This window comes from Pseudonocardia bannensis (genome assembly GCF_012911875.1).
Lineage (GTDB): Bacteria > Actinomycetota > Actinomycetes > Mycobacteriales > Pseudonocardiaceae > Pseudonocardia > Pseudonocardia bannensis.
The window spans coordinates 1-21,204 of record NZ_JAAXKZ010000079.1; the positions used below are offsets into that span (position 1 = coordinate 1).

Below are 21,204 nucleotides of genomic sequence, written 5' to 3' on the forward strand. Positions count from 1 at the left end.
CTGCAGCACCGCCGGCCTCGCCAGGTCCGGCGGTGCTGCAGGTCGCGATCGACCCGGTGTGCGGGATGGAGGTCGCGGTGACCGCTTCCGGCGTGTCCGCCCAGCACGCGGGCCGGGCGTACTGGTTCTGCGGCACGGGATGCCGGCAGGCGTTCCTCGACGACCCGGCCCGCTTCCGGGGATGACCGCCGTGCCGCCGGGCGGGACCGGGCCACCCGGGGGATCGGATGTCCCCGACGTCGACGCGCTGCGCGCCGCCCTCGACGGGGTCGGCTACCTCGCCGACGATGCCCTCGCGACCGCGCTGTTCCTGGCGCTGCGGATGGGCCAGCCGCTGCTGCTCGAGGGCGAGCCGGGGGTCGGCAAGACCCGCGCCGCCACCGCGCTCGCCGAAGCGCTCGGCACCACCCTGCTGCGGCTGCAGTGCTACGAGGGGCTGACGGCCGGCGAGGCGCTCTACGAGTGGAACTACCCGCGGCAGCTGCTGTCGATCCGGCTGGCCGAGAGCCGTGGGGTGGAGCTGGGTGACGCGGACCTGTTCACCGAGGACTACCTGCTGGCCCGGCCGCTGCTCGCCGCCATCACCCATCCCGGGCCGGGGCCGGCGGTGCTGCTCATCGACGAGATCGACCGGGCCGACGACGAGTTCGAGGCCTTCCTGTTCGAGATGCTCGCCGAGTCGGCCGTGACGATCCCCGAGCTCGGCACCCGCCGCGCGGTGGTGCCGCCGGTGGCGGTGCTGACCTCCAACCGCACCCGCGACCTGCACGACGCGCTGAAGCGGCGCTGCCTCTACCACTGGATCGGCTACCCGGACCCGCGCCGGGTGGAGGAGATCATCCGCCGCCGGGTGCCCGGGGCGGCGGACTGGCTGGCGGCCCGGGTCGCCGACGCGGTGCAGCGGTTCCGCGGCCTGGACCTGCTCAAACCCCCCGGCGTGGCGGAGGCGATCAGCTGGACGACCGCGCTGCACGTGCTGGGGGTCACCGAGCTCGACGTTCCGGCGGCCGAGCGCACCCTGGGGGCGGTGCTGAAGTACGCCGAGGACTCCGACGCCGCCCGCGCCGCGGGTCTCGCCACCCTGATCTCCCGTGCCTGAGCCCGCGAGCCGGCGGTCCCGGGAGGGCGGGTCAAGGCTTCCGGGTGACCTGCCGGCGCTGGTGGCGCGGTTCGCCGCGGCCTGCCACGACGCCGGGCTGCCCGTCGGCCCCGACCGCGCCGAGCGACTGGCCCGGGCCGTCGTCACCGTCGCGCCGCGGACGACGCAGCGCCTCCGCCACTGTGCGCTGGCCACGCTCGTGTCCGATCCGGCGCAGATCCCGGTGTTCGACCAGGTCTTCGCCGCCGTGTTCGGCGGGCTCGTCGACGCGGCCGAGTCGCGCGGCGACCCGAACGCGCCGCCGCTCGCCGGCGCGCCACCGGCCACCGTCGCGCCCCGGGCCGGGGAGGCCGGGGGTGCCGGGGTGCTGCAGGCCGAGCCCGGCCCGGCGGCGGCCGGCGCCGGCACCGCGGTCCCGGTACCTGGCGTGGCCAGCGCCGCCGAACGGCTGGCCGGGCGCGACTTCGACGAGCTGTCCGCAGAGGAGCTACTGGCGCTGGCCGCCGCCATGCGGCGGTTCCGGGTCGCGACGCCGCCGCGCCGGTCGCGCCGGACCCGGACGGCGCCGCACGGCCGGCGGACGGATCTGCGGTCCACCCTGCGCACCGCCCGGCGGACCGCGGGCGATCCGGTCGAGATGATCCGGCTGGCCCCACGGCGGCGGCCGCGCCGGCTCGTCGTGCTGTGCGACATCTCCGGCTCGATGGAGCCGCATGCGCGGGCCCTGCTGCAACTGCTCTACTGCGCGGGCGGGGGCGCGGGTGCCGAGGTGTTCACGTTCGCCACGCGGCTCACGCGGCTGACCCCGGCGCTGGCCCACGGCACCCCGGCGGATGTACTGCACCGGGCCACGCGGCTCGCGCCGGACTGGTCGGGCGGCACCCGCATCGGGGAGGCGCTCAAGCGGTTCCTCGACTCCTACGGTGCGCGGGGGATGGCCCGCGGTGCCGTCGTGCTGATCATCTCCGACGGCTGGGAGACCGGGGATCCCGCGTTGCTCGGTGAGCAGATGGCCCGGCTGTCCCGGTTGGCGCACCGCATCGTCTGGGCGAACCCCCGGACGCGGCAGCCGGGGTACCGGCCCCTGGTCGGCGGCATGGCGGCGGCCTGGCCCCACTGCGACGCCGTGGTCAGCGCGCACCGGCTCGCCGCGATCGACGACCTGCTCGCCGCACTGGCCGACCCGGTACCGCAGCGGACGGCCCGGACCACCGTGCGGTAGTGGGATGTGACGGCGTCAGCGGGTCAGGGCTACTTCACGCTCACCCCGGCGGGTAGCCCGTCGACGTGCCAGTCGTCCGCGTGGACCTGCACCGTGACCCGCGCCCCGGCCAGCGGGATGTTGTCGAGCCGCAGCGGGAGCATCCGCTCGGGCAGCGCCGGCGCGACGCTCACCCGGCCGGCCGGGACGTCCGGATCGAAGCGCAGCAGGCTGCGGGTGATCAGTACCGGGGCGGCGGCCGCCCACGCCTGCGGGGAACAGGACGTCGGGTAGGGGACGGGCTCGGCGAACTCGGGCCGGTCGAACCCGCAGTAGAGCTCCGGCAGCCGGGCGCCGAAGTCCGCGGACGCGTCGATGATCCCGAGCGCGATCTGCTGGGCCTCGGTGGTGAAGCCGTAGCGGGCCAGCCCGGCGACGGCGATCGCGCTGTCGTGCGGCCAGACCGAGCCGTTGTGGTAGCTCATCGGGTTGTAGGCGCCCATGTCGGCGGCCAGGGTGCGGACGCCGAAGCCGCTGTTCAGCTGCTTCCCGGCGAGGTGGCGGGCCACCGCGGGCGCCTTGTCGTCGTCGACGATGCCGCTCCACAGGCAGTGGCCCATGTTGGACGTGATCGCGTCGACCTGGTTCTTGTCGCCGTCCAGCGCTATGGCGAGCGCCTCGGTCTCGGGCATCCAGAAGGCATCGTTGAACGCGGACTTGAGGCGGGCCGCCCGGCACTCCCAGAGCGTCGCGGTGGCGTCGTCGTCGAGCGCCGCGGCGATCGAGGACCGGGCGAGGAACGCGGCATAGGTGTAGGCCTGCACCTCGCACAGGGCGATGGGGGGTACGGCCAGCCGCCCGTCCGCGTAGTTGACCCCGTCGAAGGAGTCCTTCCAGCCCTGGTTGGCCAGCCCGCGGTCGGTGTGCCTGCGGTACTCGACGAAGCCGTCGCCGTCGGGATCCCCGTCGCCGAGGATCCACTCCAGGGCCCGGTCCGCCGCCGGCAGCAGCGCCGCCAGGTCCTCGCGGGGCAGCCCTCCCCACCGGTGCAGCTCGCCGAGCAGCATGACGAACAGCGGGGTCGCATCGGCGGTGCCGTAGTAGACGTTGCCGCCCCCGAGGGCGAGAGCGGCGTGCCGGCCCAGGCGGACCTCGTGCAGGATGCGGCCGGGCTGCTCCTCGGTGAGCAGGTCGTACCTCGTGCCCTGCAGCCGGGCCAGGGTGCGCAGCGTGCACTGTGCGAGCCGGGGGTCCAGCGGCAGCGTCATCCAGCCGGTGAGCAGCGAGTCCCGGCCGAACAGCGCCATGAACCAGGGCGCCCCGGCCGCGACGACCGGGCAGTCGGGGTGCATGGGGTCCTCGATCTGCAGCGCCCCCAGGTCGCGCGCGCTCGCGGCCAGCGCGGCGGCCAGGACCGAGTCCGGGGTCTGGATGCGCGGGGTGGCCAGCCGCCACGCGGACATCCGGCGCGCGGACGGGCTCGACTCGACGGGCTGACCGCACCGGTGCCGCGGCGGGATCCGCCTGCCGCCGACCGAAGCCTCCACCGACAGGCACGTCGACCACTCCGACTTGGCCGGGACCACCACGTGGAAGGTGAACCGGCCGGGGGTCACGGTGGCGTCGCCGGTGGTGGCGATCCGGGAGGCGCGGACGTCGTCGGGGGTCTCGAGGTGATAGGTCAGCGCATCCGTGTCGACGTCGACGGTGATTCCGGGCGCCGGACGCACCCGCTGCTCCTTCACCTCGAACAGGTCGGCGAAGTCGGCGCCCACGCTGATCGTGAGGATGATGCCCGTGGCCTCCCGGCCCAGGTTGCGCAGCACGACGTCCTCGCGCAGACCGTCGCCCACGTAGCGATGGCGCAGCACCAGCAGCGTGCTGTCGGCGTGCCCGCTGCGCGGGGTGACGCGTCCGACGAAGGTGACCCGGTAGGGCTCGGCATCGTCCTCCAGCGCGGCCAGGGTCTGCACCGGCTGCCCGTCGACGGCCAGCCGGTGGCACGACAGCACCCGGGTGTCCGCGACGAACAACCCGTGCGGGAACTCCCGCATCAGGTCGCCGGAGACGGCGGAGACGCAGAACGTCGCGCCCTCGACGACGGTGACGGTGCCGGCCTCCGCGGTCGGCAGGGGTGGTCCTGCACCGGAGGCCCAGGCGACGCCCCCGGCCTCCTCGGCGTCGACGGTCATCGGCTCACCGCATCCAGGTAGAGGTCCAGGTGGTCGGCGACCATCCGGGAGGTGGAGAAGCGCTGCGTGACGGTCTCCCGGCAGACCGCCCGGTCGATCTCGTCGATCCGGTGGACGGCGGCGACGAGGGCTCCGATGTCCATGCGCAGGAAGCCCGTCGTCCCGTCGGTGACGATCTCCGGCGCGGCCCCGATCGGGCAGGTCACCACGGGGGTGCCGCAGGCCAGCGCCTCGACCATCACCAGCCCGAAGGGCTCGGGCCAGCGGATCGGGTTGAGCAGTGCGGTCGCGGCGCCGAGCAGCTCCAGCTTGTGCCGGATCGCGGGCTCGCCCACGTAGACGACGTCGCCGCCGAGCAGCGGCTCGACCTGCTCGGTGAAGTACGCCCGCTCCGCGGGCTCACGCATCTTGGCTGCGATCAGCAGCGGGCGGCCGGCGGCGCGGGCGATGTGCACCGCCTCGCGGGCGCCCTTCTCGGGAGTCATCCGGCCCAGGAACAGCAGGTACCCGCCCTCTCCCTGCCCGACGGGGAACTGTTCCGGGTCGATCCCGTGGTGGATCACCCGGTCCACGGTGATGTCCGGAGCCCGCGCGGCCTGGTCGTTCGAGATGGCGACCACCGGAAGCCGTTTGCCGTAGCACCGGTAGATGTGCCGCAGGTCGCCCTCGAGCGGGCCGTGGCAGGTGGTGACGACGCGGTCGTGTCCGGCCGCCAGGGCCCACGCGGGTCCGACGAGGGTGTGGTCGTGCACGACGTCACAGCCGGCGAGGGCCTCGTACCCGTGCATCACGTGCCGCAGCTCGATCTCGGCCAGCCCCATCCGATCGCCCGCTGCTTCGACGAGCGCGTACGCGGTCGGAACGGGTGCTGTGCTGTCCCCGGTCGCGAAGAGCGTGACCCGATGTCCGGCGCTGGTCAGTCCCCGGGCCAACTGGTCGACGACCGATTCGGTGCCCCCGTATGCGGGCGGTGGGACCGCCACCCAGGGCGGCGCCAGCAGCCCGATACTCAGCGCGACGCTCGGCATCGCCCCATGCTGGTGATCGAGTCACCGGTGACGATACGACCCGCTGGCACGAATGGCGCGGGCCCCGGCGGGCCTGCGGGGTCAGACCTGCGGGGTCAACGCCGAGAGGGCCTTCGAGCCGCGGACCGCCGCGGCCAGGTCGACCAGGGCGGCTCCGTGCGCGGCGGCCAGTGCGGCGCTGTCCCCGGTCAGCGTGGACCGGTCGACGTAGCCGGCGTGGTCGAGATAGAGCCCGGGGGAGAGCACCTGCACGGCGAAGAATCCGGCGAGGACGTTGCGCAGGTCGCCGACCGCCAGGAAGTGGTGCCCGCTGGCACCGGTGAGCACCGTGGCCGCGGCCTTGCCCTGCAGCGGCGCGGTCGTCTCCCCCCATCTCCCGCGCTCGGTGCGCTCCAGCAGGCCCTTGAGCAGGGCGCTGTAGGTGGCGCGGTAGACGGGGCTGCCGAACACCACCGCGTCGGCGGCCTCGAGGGCGGCGGCCACGTCGGCCGGTTCGGCCCCGCTGAGCTCGAGCAGCGACGTGCTCGCCCCGGCCGCCTTCGCGCCGGCCAGCACCCCGGCGACGGCGGCGCTGGTCCGCCCACCCGGTTCGGGGCCTCCGACGACACCCAGCACAGCGGTCACCGGGCCTCCTCCTCCGCGGAGTCGCGGCCGAGGCCGTAGCGGCCGCGGTAGAACAGCAGCGGCAGGCGGTCGGAGTCGGCTCCGAGGTCGTGCACCCGGCCGACGACGATCGTGTGGTCGCCGCCGTCGTACTCGTTCCACAGCGTGCAGTCGATCCAGGCGCTGACCCCGTTCAGCACGGGGGCGCCCGACGGGGCGGGGGTCCAGTCCACGCCGGCGAACTTGTCGGTGCCGGAACGGGCGAACCCGGCGCTGTGGTGCTCGTGGTCCTCGGCGAGGACGTTGACGCAGAACGACCCGACCTCCCGGATGCGCGGCCAGGTCGACGACGAGCGCGACGGGGAGAAGCTGATCAGCGGCGGGTCGAGCGACAGCGACGCGAACGACTGGCAGGTGAACCCGATCGGGCCGTCGGGCCCGTCCGCGGTGATCACGACGACACCGGAGACGAAGTGGCCCAGGACATCGCGCATCGTCGCCGGGTCGAGGGGACCGGGAGGCGCGCTGGCACTCGACGGGGAACCAGACATGCATCCAGATTAGGCACCCCCGGCTCCCGATGACCATCGAACGGGCGGACGCCCCGCCGGGGCCGGTGGCGGAGCCCCGGGCCGCTGGTCGGCGGGCGGGGGCTCCGCTGTCCCGATGCGGCACACGGATGGCCGCCGGGCGGGTGCGGCTCGTAGCGTGGCCCGCCGGAGCGGGCGGATGCGTGTCAGTCGAGGAGGACGGACGAATGGCCGAGCTCGAGCAGTTCCGGATGCTGATCGGCGGCAAGGCCGCCGACGCGATCTCGGGGAGGACCTTCGAGTCGCAGAACCCCTACACCGGGCGGTCCTGGGCCGTGGTGCCCGACGGCGGGCCCGAGGACGTCGACGCGGCGGTCGCGGCGGCACGGGCGGCGCTGGACGGCGAGTGGGGGGAGATGACGGGGTTCGCCCGGGCCGCGCTGCTGCGCCGGCTGGGCGACCTCGTGACCGCGAACGCCGAGCGTCTCGCCCGGCTGGAGGTCCAGGACTCCGGCAAGCTGTACCGGGAGATGATCGGCCAGCTCAACGGGCTGGGTGCCTGGTACCACTACTACGCCGGGCTGGCCGACAAGCTGGAGGGGCGTCAGATCCCGGCACCGAACCCGAACTACCTCGTCTACACCCGTCGCGAACCGGTCGGGGTGGTCGCGGCGATCACCCCGTGGAACTCGCCGCTGCTGCTCATGACCTGGAAGCTGGCGCCGGCGCTGGCCGCAGGCTGTACCTTCGTGATCAAGCCGTCGGAGCACTCCCCGGCCTCGACACTCGGGTTCGGTGAGCTGATTGATCAGGCCGGGTTCCCGCCGGGCGTGGTCAACATCGTCTCCGGGTCGTCCCGGGAGGTCGGAGCGGCGCTGGCCGGGCACCCCGGGGTGGACAAGGTCGCGTTCACCGGTTCGACGGCCACCGGGCGGGCCGTGGCCAAGGCGGCCGCGGAGAACATCAACAAGGTCACCCTGGAGCTGGGTGGCAAGTCGCCGCAGATCGTGTTCCCCGACGCCGACCTGAAGGCCGCGGCGAACGGCCTGGTCGCGGGGGTGTTCGCGGCGACGGGGCAGACCTGCATGGCCGGGTCGCGGCTGATCGTGCACGAGAGCGTGCACGACGAGCTGGTCCGGCTCGTGGCGGAGCGCGCGGCACAGATCAAGCTGGGCGACCCGAACGACCCGGAGACCGAGATGGGCCCGGTGGCCAACAAGCCGCAGTACGAGAAGGTCCTCGGCTACCTGGAGACCGCGCAGGCCGAGGGGGCGACGGTGGCCTACGGCGGCGCCGCGGACGAGGGCCTGGGTGGCTACTTCGTCAAGCCGACCGTGCTCACCGGGGTCGGTCCCGACTCGACGGTGGTCCAGGAGGAGATCTTCGGGCCGGTGCTCTCGGCCTACACCTTCACCGAGGAGGCCGAAGCGTTGAAACTGGCCAACGACACCCCGTACGGACTGGCCGGTGCGGTGTGGACGAAGGACGTGCACCGCGCTCACCGGGTCGCCGCGAAGCTGCGGGCCGGCACGGTGTGGATCAACGCCTACCGCGTCGTCGGCCCGAGCGTGCCGTTCGGCGGGTTCGGGGCGAGCGGACTCGGCCGGGAGAACGGCATCGAGGCCGTCAACGAGTACACCGAGAACAAGTCGGTGTGGGTCGAGCTGACCGGCGGCACGCGGGACCCGTTCACCCTGGGTTGATGTGATCAACATCAGCCCCGTTCCGCCGATCAGGGAGCCTGTCGCGCGCGGCCGGGAACCGCGCCCCCGGTAGAAACGGTCTGACCGGCGCCGCCTCCGAACTCACGGGGAGCCCACGGGGGTGGCGCCGGTCAGTGTGGTGGGTAGGCCGGTCGGTACGGCCGGCCCGGCGACGTCAGCTGGCGTAGGCGCGGAGCCGATCGGCCCGCTCACCGACGCGCAGCTTCGCCATCACCTCGCGCTCGATCTGGCGGACCCGCTCGCGGGACAGCCCGAAACGGCGGCCGATCTGGTCGAGCGTGCGCGGCTGGCCGTCGTCCAGGCCGTAGCGCATCCGGATCACGTGCTGCTCGCGGTCCTCCAGGGTGGCCAGCACCCGGCGCAGGTCGTCGTGCAGCAGGTGCGAGATCACCGTGTTCTCGGCGTCGGTGGCCTCGGCGTCCTCGATGAAGTCACCGAGCGGCGCCTCCTCCTCCGAACCCACCGGCATGTCCAGGCTCACCGGGTCACGGGCGTGGTCGAGCAGATCGGCGATCTTCTCCTCCGGCAGCCCGGACTCCTCGGCCAGCTCCTCGTGGGTGGCCTCGCGGCCGAGTCGCTGGTGCAGGTCCCGCTTGATCCGGGCCAGCTTGTTCACCTGCTCCACCAGGTGGACGGGCAGCCGGATGGTGCGGGCCTGGTCGGCCATGCCACGGGTGATCGCCTGGCGGATCCACCACGTGGCATAGGTGGAGAACTTGAAGCCCTTGGCATAGTCGAACTTCTCCACCGCGCGGATCAGCCCCAGGTTGCCCTCCTGGATCAGGTCCAGCAGCGGCATCCCGCGACCGGTGTAACGCTTCGCCAGCGACACCACCAGCCGGAGGTTGGCCTCGAGCAGGTGGTTGCGGGCCCGCTCGCCGTCGCGCACGATCGCGCGCAGGTCGGCGGCGTACCGGGCGTCCAGCGGTTCGGCTTCCTCGTCGGCGCCGTGAGTGTCGAGGACGTGCTTCGCGAACACGCCGGCCTCGATGCGCTTGGCCAGCTCGACTTCCTGCGCCGCCGTCAGCAGTGCGGTCTTTCCGATACCGTTGAGGTAGACCCGAACGAGGTCGGCTGCAGGGCTCTGGGCGTCGAGGTCCTCGGCGGACAGCTCGACGGCCGTGGCGGGTGTCGCCTCGTCGGGCGCGATTCGCTGCCCGGGAATGGTCTGCGGCGCTGTCATGTGCGTTCCTCCCCTACGCGACCCGGGCGGGGCGGTCGTGTCGCCTGCCGCCGGGGCTCTCATAGGTTGAACGCATCCGCACCGGAGAACGTTCCCGGGCGAGCGCATCCGCCGGCCGGGTGAACGTGGGTCACGTACGCCCGGCCGGCGCTCGCGTTCAGGGCGCGGGAACCCGCGGCGTGTCGCGCGGGGCGGACACCGCCTTGGTCGCGGCCCGCTTCCGCTTGGTCGCCCCGGCCCCGTTGGAGGTCGGGTCCGGCCGCTGCACCGAGTGCTCGTAGATGGCCTCCAGCAGCGGCGGCCAGTCCTCGCGCAGCGCGTCGCGACCCATGAACAGCCCCAGGTGGCCGCCCTGTGCGGTGCGCTGGGTGATGTGCTCGCGCGGGGTGGAGACGGCGTCCGCCGCGGCGAACACCTGCGCGGGCGGGGTGATGTGGTCGGTCGAGCCGGCCAGCAGGAACAGCGGCGACGTGATGGCCGCCATGTCGGCGCGCCGACCGTCGACCGTCAACTTCCCGGAGATGAGCAGGTTGCGCCAGAACAGGTTCTCGACGAGCCACAGGTAGAAGGCGCCGGGGATGTCCTGGGTGTACTTGAACCAGTCCTCGAAGACCCGGTAGCGCTCGACGTGGCCGTCGTCGTGGATGTTCTCCAGCAACTGCAGTTGCCGGGACACCTCGGACTGCGGCTGGATGCCGATGAAGTTGCCCAGCACGGCGCGGCCGGGCATGTTGCCTCCACCCAGGGCCACCAGTGCGCGGTAGGGGGCCAGACCGAACGCGCGGGTCAGCGCGATCGTCGAGGCCGCGATCACCGACTCACCCGCGTGGAAGTCGATCGGGGCGCCGGCCAGGGTCAGGGTGTGCACCCGCTCCGGGTGCAGCGAGGCGTAGATGGCCGCCAGCCAGCCGCCCTGGCAGTCGCCGATGAGGTTGGCCCGGCCGCCCATGCGGCGGATCGAGCGGTCGATCATGTCGAGGTAGTCGGTGATGGTGACGTGCCGGGTGGTGGCGGTCGCCGGGCGCCACTCGAGCGCATAGACCCGGGTGAGGCCGGCCGCCCGGATGACCGAGATCTGGCTCTGCGCGGGGGAGAAGTCCACGACGGTGGAGGAGTGGCCGGCCTGGGGCGGGAGCACCAGGGTGGGCACGACCTCATCGGAGCGGTGGGCCTCGGCGGTGAAGTCGCGCAGGTGTGCGAACGGGGTGCTCAGCACGATCTCGTTGGGCTGGTGCCACTGCGGGACCCGGCGGTCGCGCATGGCGTTCCACCAGAGCAGGCCGCGCGTGGCGAGGTCGACCGGGCCGGCGCGGCGGCTCAGCGTGTCGATCCAGGCGGTCCCTGCGGCTCGGGTGAACTCGGCCATGACGCGCGCCGAATTGGTCGCGTTGTAGCCGGCCAGGAAGCGCAGGGGGTCACTCGATGACGACGGGCGGCGCGGGGGAACGTCGTTCCCCGCGGGGGAATCCACCACGGTGGTCATATTGGTCTCCCATCAACACTGATGTCCGAAACTCGGAGATCCAACGGTAAGCTGTGGTGAACATCCCAAGCACTACGGGGTTATCCCTCGGTAGCGCTTGCTTTATCAAGCGCAGGTGACGGGCACGCACGTGTCGTGGGACCGCTCGCTCTGCCTACTCGCGGGTACTCCGTCATGGTGAGTCCACATCGCTCTGTCGACCTCCGGCCGGACAACGGCCGGGGAGAGTCACATCGACCAGGGAGGCGAGATCGTGACCCAGTCGAGAGACACCCAGGAACTCACGGCGCCGGTGCGCCAGGCCGCCACGGAACTGGTGACGAACCTGCGCGACCTGCTGAACCCCGAGGCGACCATGGCCCGGGTGGACCCCGTCGGCCTCGGCGGCGCGCTGGGCGAGGCCGCCCGCGCCCTCGCCGCGAGCCCGTTCGAGGCCGTTCGCGCCACCGCCGAGTTCGGCGCCCAGACCAGGCGGGCCGCGCTGGCCGCGTTGCAGCGCGGTCTCGGCGCCACCGCGGAGGGCCCGGCCGAACTGCCGGTCAAGGATCGCCGGTACACCGACCCGGCATGGGAGCAGAACGCCTGGTACTACCTGTGCCGCCAGGAGCACACCCTCTTCGCGGACTACCTGCACGCGGTCGCGGAGGATCTGGAGCTGAGCCCGTCGGCTCGACGCAAGATCGACTTCCTCGTCCAGCAGATGATCGACGCCACGGCCCCGGTCAACTGGCCGTGGTCGAACCCGGCACTGCTCAAGCGGGCACTCGAGACCGGTGGTCAGAGCCTCGTCCGCGGTGCCCGCAACCTGTTGCGTGACACCGCCACGAACCGGGGTATGCCGCGCCAGATCAACCCCGGCACGTTCGAGGTCGGCAAGGACCTCGCGGCCACGCCGGGGGAGGTGGTCTTCCGCAACCGGCTGATGGAGCTGATCCAGTACGAGCCGCAGACCGAGCAGGTGCACGAGATCCCGTTGCTGCTCAGCCCGCCGTGGATCAACAAGTACTACATCATGGATCTCGCGCCCGGGAAGAGCCTCGTGGAATGGGCGGTGCAGCACGGGCACACCGCCTTCATGATCAGTTATCGGAACCCGGACAGCGGGTTGCGCGACGTGACCATGAGCGACTACCTCCGCGAGGGTCCGATCGCCGCGATGGATGTCGTCCAGGACATCACCGGCGCGCCGAAGGTCAACGTGGCCGCGCTCTGCCTCGGCGGGACGCTGGCCACCGCCACCGCGGCCTGGCTCGCCGCCCGGGACCAGGAGCGGATCAACTCGCTCACGTTGATGAACACGCTGCTGGACTTCTCCACCCCTGGCCAGCTCGGCGTCTTCACCGACGAGAAGACGATCGACCGGCTGGAGCGGACCATGGACCGCGAGGGCTACCTGCCCGCCTCCAGCATGAAGACGACGTTCGACCTGCTCCGGGCGCGTGACCTGGTGTGGAACTACGTGGTCAACAACTGGATGCTCGGCGACGACCCGGCTCCGTTCGACATGCTGACCTGGAACTCCGACTCCACCCGCATGCCTGCGGCGATGCAGACCGAGTACCTGCGGACCTGCTACCTGGAGAACCAGCTGGCCGAGGGCAAGATGGAGCTGGCCGGCGAGCGTCTGGACCTGGCCTCGGTGCGCCAGGACGCCTACGTCGTCAGTGCCGAGGCCGACCACATCGCGCCGTGGACGTCGGTCTACTCCGGCGCTCGGCTGCTCGGCGGCACCGTCCGGTTCGTGCTGTCGAACTCCGGCCACATCGCGGGCGTGGTGAACCCGCCCTCGCCGAAGTCGAAGCACTGGTTCGGCGAGTCCGACCATCTGCCGGACAGTGCTCAGGACTGGCGCGACGACGCCGGCGAGCACAAGAAGAGCTGGTGGGAGGACTGGACGCCGTGGATCGAGGCTCGGGCCGGCGAGCTGCGCACGCCGCCGTCGATGGGCAACGCCGAGCATCCGGTGCTCGAGTCCGCGCCGGGCGGCTACGTCCTGCGCGGGTGAGCGTTCCCGAGCGACCCGGAGCCCGCGGCGACGCGACCGGTGACCATGGAACGGATCAGGGGACAATGGCCGCATGAGTCCACGGAACGGGCGTGCCAGGGTCGGATCATGAGCACCGCGCGGTCGGATGAGCCCGACAGTCGAGATCAGGGCTGGTCGGCGCAGATCAACGCACTGGGCGGGTTCATCCGCGCGCAGCGGCAGATGGCGAAGCTGTCGCTGCGCGAGATGGCCTCGCTGACCAGCGTGTCGAACGCCTACCTGAGCCAGGTCGAGCGTGGCCTGCACCAGCCCTCGCTCAAGGTGCTGCACTCCATCGCCGATGCGCTGCAATTGTCGACCGAGCAGTTGCTCAAGCAGGCCGGCTGGGCGTCCGGCGCCCCGGTCACGGGTCCCGCGGAACGGGAAGGCGACGGCAACGGGTCGACGCCTCCCGGTAGTACGGAGGAGGCTATCCGTTCGGACCCACGGCTGAGCGAGGAGCAGCGCATCGCGCTGCTGGGGGTGTACCGCAGCTTCGTGGAGGGACCGGGCTCACAGGCTCGGGACCCCGGGTCTGCTTGACATACTTAACGGAGGTGCTTAGTTTGGTTAGCGGACATCCACCCGAGTCAGAAGGGACGAGTTGATGACCGCGCCTACCGACCAGTTCGTCGACATCGCCAAGCGCAGCCAGGAGGCGGTCACCGCCGCCGTCCGCACCTGGGCCGACACCGTGCAGACCTACGCCGGCAGCCTCACCGGCAACCAGCCCAAGCTGCCCGACACGTCCGCGCTCGTCGACCGCACGTTCGACTTCGCCGAGCAGGTGCTGGAGAACCAGCGTCAGATCACCAAGACCTTCTTCTCCGCGGGTGCACAGGCCGTCGAGGCCGTCACCGACCAGGCCGCCCGCGCCGCCGAGTCGGTGACCGCGCACACGGTCAACGCCACCGAGGCCGCGGCGGACCGTGCCGCCGAGGCCGGCGAGAGCGCCGGCGAGAAGGTCGCCTCCACGGCGCGCGCTGCGCGCAACGCCGCCAAGAGCTGACCGCTCCGGGGGATCGACGCGACGGCCCCGTCCGGCTCCGCCGGGCGGGGCCGTCGCCCGTCTCCGGCTTCCGGGCGCCGCCACGCGCTGCCGGGAGTGGCCTGGATCACCTACTGTCTGCGCCATGGCGCGCGCACTGGTGACGGGGTCCGGGGAACGGGTGGCGGCGGTGGCCGAGCGGCTGTACGCGGAGGGACTGGAGGTCGTGACCGCGGCCGCCGCGAACGAACTGGACGACCTCGATCTCGGCCGGATCGACCACTACGTACAGCTTCCGGTCGCCGTCCGCCCGCTGGGGGAGACCCTCGTCGGACGGGTGCGCTCGTTCCTGTCCGACGGCCTGCTCGGGCGCTTCGCCCTCGTCGAGCGGGTGCTGCCGGTGCTCGTCGAATCGGCCACGGTCGTGCTGGTCTCGGGCAACACCCCGGGCGCCTCGCTACCGGACGACGAGCACTCCCGGCTCGCGCTGCTGCACGTGCTCGCGCACGCCACCCGTGCGGAGATGGCCACCCGCGGCGTGCAGGTGACCGTGGCCAGTGGCTCCCGGACCGACTTCGAGCTCGTCCGCTTCGCACTGCGCGGGGGCGAGGATCCGGCCGCGCGGCTGGCCAACGGCTCCGCGATGGGCGAGCCGCCCGAGGAGATCACGGCCAAGCAGTACGAGGACTGGCGCACGGAGGTCATGGGCCTGCTGCAGGTCCACGGCTGATCCGGTGCGCGGCGAGCGGTGCAGGGCGCCGTTCACGGCGAGGCTCAGACCTCGACGAGCACCGTGAACGGGCCGTCGTTCACCGACTCGACGGCCATGTCGGCACCGAACACCCCGGTCTCGACGGGCGCACCGCGCCCCCGCAGCTCGGCGACCACCGCGTCCACCAGCGGCTCGGCCTGCTCCGGGCGCGCCGCTGCCGACCACGACGGGCGCCGGCCCTTGCGGGTGTCGCCGTAGAGCGTGAACTGGCTGACGACCAACAGCGGTGCCCCCGCCTCGGCGCAGGATCGCTCGCCGTCGAGGATGCGCAGCTCGTGCAGCTTGCGGGCCATCTGCGCGGCCGTCTCGGCCGTGTCGTCGCGGTGCACGCCGAGCAGCACCAGCAGCCCCGGCCCCCCGATCGAGCCGACCACCGCGCCGTCCACCCGCACCGCCGCGCGGCTGACCCGGGCCGCGACCGCCCTCACCGCCCGGCCTCCTTCGGCCCCGGCCACCCCTCGACCGGGAGCAGGATGCCGTGCCGCACGAACTCGCGCACGGCCGGCAGCGTGGCCGCGACCAGCTCGTCGACGGGCCGGTCGTGGGCGAAGGAGAGCAGCGCCAGCAGCTCCGACAGCGGCAGCTCGCCACGACAGCCGGCCAGCAGCGCGGCGGCCGGCGCGTCGACCTCGTGCCGCCAGCGCGGGCCGTCCGCGCGGACGACCGCGGCGCCGGCCTCGGACCAGCCCGCATCCTCGGCGGAGCCGGGAACGTCGTAGCGCTCGAGAACGACGGTCGGAGCCACCGCGAGCCGGGCATCGAGCAACGCGTCGTCGCTCGCGTGGGCCCGCAGCCAGGCGACCCGGTCGAGCCAGCCCGCCATCTCCGGGCCCAACGGGTCCTCGAGCGCACCGGGCAGGTCCTCGAACACGACCGTCGGCTCCGTGTCGGTCCCCTCGGGCAGGCGTCGCAGCAGGATGTGTCCGAAGCCGACGGCCTCGACCTGCTGCGCCTCCAGCCAGTCCAACCACTCCCCGGCCTGCCGCCGTGCCTCGGGCGAGGTGACGTCGAGCCCGGCGTCGCGCTGCCACGTGCCCACGTGCAGGGCCGGGTCGGTCACCTCGCGCTGCACGATCCAGGCGTCCACCCCCGGGGGCAGCCAGGATCGGACCCGGTCGGGCCAGTCCTGGCCCCGCACGTGCAGCCACGAACCGAGCAGCTGGGCCACCCCGCCCGGATTGAGGTGTCCGGGCAGGGCGTGCAACAGCCCGGCCAGCGCGGCGTCGCCGGCCTCCCCGGAGTCGCGGTAGATGTAGTCGACCCGGGCCGGGCCGGGGACGAACGGGGGGTTGGAGACGATCTGGTCGAAGCGCCGTCCGGCGACCGGTTCGAGCCACGGCCCGTCGAGCAGCTCCACCTCCAGCTCGTTGAGCGCGAAGGTGGCGGCCGCGAGGGCGAGCGCCCGGGGGGCCAGGTCCGTCGCGGTGAGGCTGCCGGCGTGCCGGCTCGCGTGCAGGATCTGCACGCCGCAGCCCGTCCCGAGATCCAGCACCGAACCGACCGGGCGGCGAACCGTCGCCGAGGCCAGGGTCAGCGAGGCCCCGCCGACTCCCGTCACGTGGTCCCGGTCCTGCCGCGCGGCCGGGGTGTCGAGGTCGGAGAGCACCCACCACTCACCGTCCTCGTCGGCATGGGGGCGCAGGTCCAATGTGGCGATGAGCTCCGTCCCGTCGCGGCGCAGCAGGCCGGCGTCGACCAGCTCGTCCGCCGGCGCGGGGGCCAGCGCGGCGGTCACGTCCGGCTCGGCCTCGGCCGAGCCGAGCAGCAGCAGCCGGACCAGCACGCCGAGCTCGCCGGCGTCGCGGGTGGCCCGGTACGCCGGTTCGGGTTCGCCGCGGCCGAGCGCGGCGTGCGCGTCGTGGCCGAGCAGCCCGAGCACGCCGTCGGTCGTGTACCCGGCGCGGCGCAGCGCGGTGCGCAGTGCATCGGTGAGGGCGGACGGGAAGTGGGGGAGCACGACACCATCCTCCCTCTCGACGCGACCGTTAGGCTGCCCGGGTGAGCCTCAGCCTGGCCCAGGACGCCGACGCCGACGCGCTGCTCGACCGGGACCCGCTGGCCCTGCTGGTCGGCATGCTGCTCGATCAGCAGATCCCCATGGAACGCGCCTTCGCCGCTCCGGCCGAACTGGCCCGCCGCCTCGGCTGCCACGCCCTCGACGCGCGGCAGATCGCCGGGTTCGACCCGGACGAGCTCGTCGAGCTGTTCAGTCGGCCGCCGGCCCTGCACCGCTTCCCGAAGTCGATGGCGGGCCGGGTGCAGGCGCTCGCGGCTGCGCTGGTGGACCGGTACGACGGGGACGTCACCGCGGTGTGGGCCGACGCCGGGACCGGCCGGGAGCTGCTGCGGCGGCTCGGCGAGCTGCCCGGCTTCGGCAAGCAGAAGGCGCAGATCTTCGTCGCGCTGCTCGGCAAGCAGCGCGGCGTCACCCCGGAGGGCTGGCGGGAGGCCGCCGGTGGGTACGGCGAGGTGGGCGTGCACAGGTCGGTGGCCGACGTCGTCGACGGTGACTCGCTGAGCCGGGTGCGGCAGTACAAGCAGCAGATGAAGGTGGCGGCCAAGGCCGCCACGTAGCGGTACGGGCTAGCATCTGCGACGTGCACAAGGTCCCCGCAACCCGCCAGGGGCTCCGGGTGATCGACCCGGACCAGGTGTGTGACGCCACCGCCGTGCTGGCCGACAGCGATCAGCTGCAGCACTCGGCGACGGTGCTCGACGCCCTCGGCGAGGTCAACCGGTTGAGCATCCTGCTCGCGCTGCACCATGCCGGTGACCTGTGCGTGTCCGACCTGGCCGTCGCGGTCGGGATGAGCGACAGCGCCGTCTCGCACGCTCTGCGGCTGCTGCGCGCCCACGGCATGGTCACCGCGCATCGCGAGGGCCGGCTGGTCCGCTATCGCATCGCGGGCGGCCTCGCCCGCCGGTTGCTCGAGGTGGTGTCCGAGGAGGTGGTGCGCCCGATGCGGCTGCATGCCCACGGCGGCACGGACCACGAGGACCGTCCGGTCGTCTCGCAGTAACGCCGTCCAGCCGGGTCCTCCGCGCCCCCGGCATATGCGTCAAAGATTGATTATCTGTTCAGGCTTGAACCCGAATCCCGGCCCGTCGTAGGGTCCCCGGGACAACGGGCGGTGAGCGCGGCGGGGCCTCTGCCGGTCGCCCGCCCTGATCGGCGCGAGGAGCTGGGATGCACATCGCCGAGGGCTATCTCCCCCCGTTGCACGCCGCAGCGTGGACGGTCGCGGCGGCGCCGTTCGTGGTCCACGGTGCTCGCGCGGTGGTCCGCCGGGTGCGCACGGACCCCGACTCCAAGCTGCTGCTCGGCGCGGCCGGGGCGTTCAGCTTCGTGCTCTCCGCGCTGAAGATCCCGTCGGTCACCGGGTCCTGCTCGCATCCCACCGGCACCGGGCTGGGGGCGGTGCTGTTCCGGCCACCCGTGATGGCCCTGCTCGGCACGATCGTGCTCTTCTTCCAGGCCACGCTGCTCGCCCACGGCGGGCTGACGACGCTGGGCGCCAACGTGTTCTCGATGGCCGTCGTCGGGCCGTGGGTCGCCTACGGGGTGTTCGTGCTGACCCGGCGGCTCGGCGGCGGACTCGCCCTCGGGGTGTTCCTGGCCGCCGCGCTGGGGGACCTGGCCACGTACTGCGTGACCAGCGTGCAGCTCGCGCTGGCCTTCCCCGACGCGGCGTCCGGCGTGGCGGGCTCGATCGCGAAGTTCGGTTCCATCTTCGCCGTCACGCAGATCCCGCTGGCTATCAGCGAGGGCCTGCTCACCGTCCTGATCATGCGACTGCTGATCCGGGTCAGCCCCGCCGAGCTCACCCGGCTCGGCGTGCTGAAGCCGGGGCCCGCCGCCGCCCCGGTGACCGTGAAGGAGGCCGGGGCGTGAAGCGCTCGACGCTGGTCAACTGGCTGATCGTGCTCGCCGTGGTCGCCCTCGCCGGGCTGCCGCTGCTGTTCGTCGAGGGCGAGTTCGGGGGTGCCGACGGCATCGCCGCCGAGCAGATCGCCGCCGACCACCCGGACTACCAGCCGTGGTTCGCGCCGCTGTTCGAGCCGTCCGCCGAGGTGGCCTCGGGCCTGTTCGCGCTGCAGGCCGCGATCGGGGCCGGTTTCATCGGCTACTACTTCGGCGTCGCGCGCACGAAACGGCGCCTGACCGCGGCCGGTACCGACGACGCGACGCCGGACACGCCACCCGCGGACGACACCCGCTGATGCTGCCGCTGGACGCGGTGGCCTACACCAACCGCTGGCGACCCCGGCATCCCGCCGAGAAGGCGTTCCTGTCTCTGGGGTTGCTGACCTGCGCGGTCGCGCTGCCGCCGTGGCCGGGGGCGCCCGTTGTCGGGGTGGTGGCGGCCATGCTGCTGCTCGGTCCGGCCGGGGTGGCGCCGCGGCAGGTATGGCGGGCGATGAAGGTGCCGCTGGGCTTCGTCACGGTGGGCTCGCTGCCCCTGCTCGTCGCGGTCGGCGGGACACCGTGGATCCGGTTCGAACCCACCGGGGTGCCCCTCGCGCTGCAACTGGCCGGCCGGGCCACCGCGGCCCTGCTGTGCCTGCTGCTGTTCGCCGCGACCACCCCGCTCGCCGACACGCTGCCGCGACTGAACCGGCTCGGGGTGCCGCCGGCGATCACCGAGGTGTCCGCGCTGATGTACCGGATGCTGTTCCTGCTGCTGGAGTCGGTGCGTACCGTGCGGGAGGCGCAGGCCAGCCGGTTGGGCTTCCGGACCTGGGCCACGTCGTACCGGTCGCTCGCCGGGCAGGGCGGGGCGATCTTCGTGCGGGCCTTCGAACGGGCCCGGCGGATGGAGGAGGGGCTGGCGCTGCGCGGGTACACCGGGTCATTGCGGGTCGAGGTCGAGCAGCGGCCGGTCTCACAGCCGTTCGTGGTGGCCACGGGCGTGCTGCTCGTCGTGGTCGTCGTCGGGACGCTGACGCTGCGCCGGGTCCTGGCGTGAGGACCCCGATCCTCGCCGCGCGCGGCCTGCACTTCGGCTACGAGCCCGGACGCCCGGTGCTCGCCGGTGCCGACCTGGCCCTGCACGCCGGTCGCCGGCTGGCGGTGCTCGGCCCGAACGGCGGCGGCAAGACCACGCTGTTCCGGCTGCTGGTCGGCGCGCTCGCGCCCGACGCCGGGGAGGTGCTCCTCGACGGGGCGCCGGTGAAGCGCAGCCGCCGCGGTCTCGTCGAGCTGCGGGCGCAGGTCCAACTGGTGCTGCAGGACCCCGACGACCAGCTGTTCGCGGCCAGCGTGCACCAGGACGTCTCGTTCGGGCCGGTGAACCTCGGGCTGCCGCGCGAGCAGGTCCACGCCCGCGTCGCGGCGGCGCTCGAGGCGCTCGGCATCGCCGATCTCGCCGACCGGCCCACCCACCTGCTCTCGTTCGGACAGAAGAAGCGCACCGCGATCGCCGGCGCCGTCGCCATGCGTCCACGGCTGCTGGTCCTCGACGAGCCCACGGCCGGACTCGACCCCGCCGGCGTCGAGGAGTTGCTGCTCACACTCGCCGAGCTGCACGCGACCGGCACCACCCTGGTGCTGTCCACCCACGACGTCGACCTGGCCTACCGGTGGGCCGACGAGGTCGCGGTGGTGGCCGACGGGCGGGTCCGGGTGGCCGGCGTCGACGCCGTGCTCGGTGACCCCGAGCTGCTGCGATCGGCGCGGCTCGGGCCCGCCTGGGCGCCCGCGGCGCACCGGCTCCTGAACCGTGCGGGCCTCGACCCCGGAGCTCGGCCGCGCACGGCGGCGGAGCTGTACGCCGTTCTGGGCGACGGCGGGACCGAGGACCCTGGCGAACGGGCCGAGGGTCGGCGCGCGCGCACCGGCGCCGAGTGACACCATGGATCGCGGAGGTGGTCCGGTGACCGACCCGCAGCGCGAGCCCGCTCCCGTCCTCATCACGGACGCGGCTCTCTCCTACGAGGAGGAGCTGGCGGTTCGCAAACGCCGATACAAGATCATGATGGGCCTCCGGGTCCCGTGCATGATCCTGGCCGGCGTCTTCTATCAGATCCCCTGGCTGGCGGTCGCGTTGTTGCTGATCTCCGTGCCGCTGCCGTGGATCGCCGTCCTGATCGCGAACGACCGGCTTCCCAAGAAGGCGGAGAACGCCAACCGGTTCCGCGGCGAGCGCCCCGAACTGGAGGCCCGGCCGCACCCCGTCATCGAGAGCTGACCGGGCGCCCGCCTCACCCGGCGACCGCCCGCGCCCCCGCGTCGCAGCCCGCACACCGGGCCGCGGCCGGGCCCGCCCCGCCCAGCCACGCGACGAGCAGGCCGGCGTCGAACGCGTCCCCGGCCCCGGTCGGGCCCGGCGCTCCGGCCCGGGTCGCCCCGGCGTGGGTGCTGCCGGTGCCTCCCAC

General features: G+C 73.1%; 24 protein-coding genes. 15 read left to right on the forward strand and 9 right to left on the reverse strand.

Features of this window, described 5'->3' with window-relative positions:
- The 3 genes from HF519_RS19420 to HF519_RS19430 form a co-directional block, all read left to right on the forward strand.
- Positions 1-185, forward strand: a 185-nt coding sequence (locus HF519_RS19420; protein ID WP_169414400.1) for a YHS domain-containing protein, incomplete at its 5' end; no start/stop codon positions are given.
- Positions 182-1,099, forward strand: coding sequence for an AAA family ATPase (locus HF519_RS19425; RefSeq protein ID WP_169414401.1), 918 nt, complete (start codon positions 182-184; stop codon positions 1,097-1,099). The genes HF519_RS19420 and HF519_RS19425, both read left to right, overlap by 4 nt.
- Positions 1,092-2,321 (forward strand): vWA domain-containing protein, encoded by a 1,230-nt coding sequence (locus HF519_RS19430; RefSeq protein ID WP_312860214.1) that lies wholly within the window; start codon positions 1,092-1,094, stop codon positions 2,319-2,321. The genes HF519_RS19425 and HF519_RS19430 overlap by 8 nt, the downstream gene beginning before the upstream one ends.
- A gap of 29 nt (positions 2,322-2,350) precedes the next feature.
- On the opposite strand, the gene HF519_RS19435 is transcribed toward HF519_RS19430, so the two are convergent.
- The 4 genes from HF519_RS19435 to HF519_RS19450 all read right to left on the reverse strand — a co-directional run bounded on the left by HF519_RS19435 (position 2,351) and on the right by HF519_RS19450 (position 6,617).
- Complete coding sequence (locus HF519_RS19435) at positions 2,351-4,492, reverse strand: amylo-alpha-1,6-glucosidase (RefSeq protein WP_169414402.1); 2,142 nt, start codon at positions 4,490-4,492, stop codon at positions 2,351-2,353.
- Entirely contained in the window at positions 4,489-5,520 is a 1,032-nt protein-coding gene (locus HF519_RS19440; RefSeq protein WP_211170272.1) for a glycosyltransferase family 4 protein, read from the reverse strand. The genes HF519_RS19435 and HF519_RS19440 overlap by 4 nt, the downstream gene beginning before the upstream one ends.
- Positions 5,521-5,601: 81 nt before the next feature.
- Positions 5,602-6,144, reverse strand: a complete 543-nt coding sequence (locus HF519_RS19445) for an NAD(P)H-dependent oxidoreductase (protein ID WP_169414403.1) — start codon at positions 6,142-6,144, stop codon at positions 5,602-5,604.
- On the reverse strand, positions 6,141-6,617 hold the full coding sequence (locus HF519_RS19450) for a flavin reductase family protein (RefSeq protein WP_246244593.1): 477 nt from the start codon (positions 6,615-6,617) through the stop codon (positions 6,141-6,143). Before HF519_RS19450 ends, HF519_RS19445 begins: the two co-directional genes overlap by 4 nt.
- Before the next feature lie 263 nt (positions 6,618-6,880).
- Here HF519_RS19450 and HF519_RS19455 point away from each other — a divergent pair, with 263 nt between their 5' ends.
- On the forward strand, positions 6,881-8,356 hold the full coding sequence (locus HF519_RS19455) for an aldehyde dehydrogenase (RefSeq protein WP_169414405.1): 1,476 nt from the start codon (positions 6,881-6,883) through the stop codon (positions 8,354-8,356).
- A gap of 175 nt (positions 8,357-8,531) precedes the next feature.
- On the opposite strand, the gene HF519_RS19460 is transcribed toward HF519_RS19455, so the two are convergent.
- Positions 8,532-9,560 carry a sigma-70 family RNA polymerase sigma factor gene (locus tag HF519_RS19460; protein WP_169414406.1) on the reverse strand — a complete coding sequence of 343 codons (1,029 nt, stop codon included), beginning with the start codon at positions 9,558-9,560 and terminating at the stop codon, positions 8,532-8,534.
- Positions 9,561-9,717: 157 nt separating this feature from the next.
- Positions 9,718-11,043 carry an alpha/beta fold hydrolase gene (locus tag HF519_RS19465; protein ID WP_169414407.1) on the reverse strand — a complete coding sequence of 442 codons (1,326 nt, stop codon included), beginning with the start codon at positions 11,041-11,043 and terminating at the stop codon, positions 9,718-9,720.
- A 253-nt stretch (positions 11,044-11,296) separates the two neighbouring features.
- On the opposite strand from HF519_RS19465, the gene HF519_RS19470 reads away from it, so the two are divergent.
- The 4 genes from HF519_RS19470 to HF519_RS19485 all read left to right on the forward strand — a co-directional run bounded on the left by HF519_RS19470 (position 11,297) and on the right by HF519_RS19485 (position 14,787).
- Positions 11,297-13,048 carry a PHA/PHB synthase family protein gene (locus HF519_RS19470; RefSeq protein WP_312860215.1) on the forward strand — a complete coding sequence of 584 codons (1,752 nt, stop codon included), beginning with the start codon at positions 11,297-11,299 and terminating at the stop codon, positions 13,046-13,048.
- A 108-nt stretch (positions 13,049-13,156) separates the two neighbouring features.
- Entirely contained in the window at positions 13,157-13,612 is a 456-nt protein-coding gene (locus tag HF519_RS19475) for a helix-turn-helix domain-containing protein (protein ID WP_169414408.1), read from the forward strand.
- Positions 13,613-13,676: 64 nt separating this feature from the next.
- On the forward strand, positions 13,677-14,078 hold the full coding sequence (locus HF519_RS19480) for a hypothetical protein (RefSeq protein ID WP_169414409.1): 402 nt from the start codon (positions 13,677-13,679) through the stop codon (positions 14,076-14,078).
- Positions 14,079-14,202: 124 nt separating this feature from the next.
- Positions 14,203-14,787 carry a hypothetical protein gene (locus HF519_RS19485; protein ID WP_169414410.1) on the forward strand — a complete coding sequence of 195 codons (585 nt, stop codon included), beginning with the start codon at positions 14,203-14,205 and terminating at the stop codon, positions 14,785-14,787.
- 44 nt (positions 14,788-14,831) lie between these two features.
- Here the strand turns inward: HF519_RS19485 and dtd are convergent, their stop codons facing one another.
- Positions 14,832-15,257 carry a D-aminoacyl-tRNA deacylase gene (gene dtd, locus HF519_RS19490; RefSeq protein WP_169414411.1) on the reverse strand — a complete coding sequence of 142 codons (426 nt, stop codon included), beginning with the start codon at positions 15,255-15,257 and terminating at the stop codon, positions 14,832-14,834.
- Positions 15,254-16,786: a DUF7782 domain-containing protein gene (locus HF519_RS31585; protein ID WP_169414412.1), complete on the reverse strand. Its 1,533-nt coding sequence runs from the start codon at positions 16,784-16,786 to the stop codon at positions 15,254-15,256. Before HF519_RS31585 ends, dtd begins: the two co-directional genes overlap by 4 nt.
- Before the next feature lie 41 nt (positions 16,787-16,827).
- On the opposite strand from HF519_RS31585, the gene HF519_RS19500 reads away from it, so the two are divergent.
- From HF519_RS19500 to HF519_RS19530, 7 genes are all read left to right on the forward strand, one after another.
- The gene (locus HF519_RS19500; protein ID WP_169414413.1) at positions 16,828-17,403 is read left to right on the forward strand and encodes an HhH-GPD-type base excision DNA repair protein; all 576 of its coding nucleotides are present in this window, start codon (positions 16,828-16,830) and stop codon (positions 17,401-17,403) included.
- A gap of 23 nt (positions 17,404-17,426) precedes the next feature.
- The gene (locus HF519_RS19505; protein ID WP_169414414.1) at positions 17,427-17,849 is read left to right on the forward strand and encodes an ArsR/SmtB family transcription factor; all 423 of its coding nucleotides are present in this window, start codon (positions 17,427-17,429) and stop codon (positions 17,847-17,849) included.
- Between the two features lie 167 nt (positions 17,850-18,016).
- Positions 18,017-18,721: an energy-coupling factor ABC transporter permease gene (locus tag HF519_RS19510; RefSeq protein WP_169414415.1), complete on the forward strand. Its 705-nt coding sequence runs from the start codon at positions 18,017-18,019 to the stop codon at positions 18,719-18,721.
- The gene (locus HF519_RS19515; RefSeq protein ID WP_169414416.1) at positions 18,718-19,050 is read left to right on the forward strand and encodes an energy-coupling factor ABC transporter substrate-binding protein; all 333 of its coding nucleotides are present in this window, start codon (positions 18,718-18,720) and stop codon (positions 19,048-19,050) included. The genes HF519_RS19510 and HF519_RS19515 overlap by 4 nt, the downstream gene beginning before the upstream one ends.
- A complete protein-coding gene (gene cbiQ, locus HF519_RS19520) occupies positions 19,050-19,796 on the forward strand; it encodes a cobalt ECF transporter T component CbiQ (protein ID WP_169414417.1) in 747 nt (248 codons plus the stop codon). The genes HF519_RS19515 and cbiQ overlap by 1 nt, the downstream gene beginning before the upstream one ends.
- On the forward strand, positions 19,793-20,677 hold the full coding sequence (locus HF519_RS19525) for an energy-coupling factor ABC transporter ATP-binding protein (protein WP_169414418.1): 885 nt from the start codon (positions 19,793-19,795) through the stop codon (positions 20,675-20,677). Before cbiQ ends, HF519_RS19525 begins: the two co-directional genes overlap by 4 nt.
- A 4-nt stretch (positions 20,678-20,681) precedes the next feature.
- Complete coding sequence (locus tag HF519_RS19530) at positions 20,682-21,017, forward strand: DUF3099 domain-containing protein (RefSeq protein WP_169414419.1); 336 nt, start codon at positions 20,682-20,684, stop codon at positions 21,015-21,017.
- Positions 21,018-21,030: 13 nt separating this feature from the next.
- Here HF519_RS19530 and HF519_RS33565 read toward each other — a convergent pair whose 3' ends face one another.
- The gene (locus tag HF519_RS33565; RefSeq protein WP_169414420.1) at positions 21,031-21,204 is read right to left on the reverse strand and encodes a carbohydrate kinase family protein; all 174 of its coding nucleotides are present in this window, start codon (positions 21,202-21,204) and stop codon (positions 21,031-21,033) included.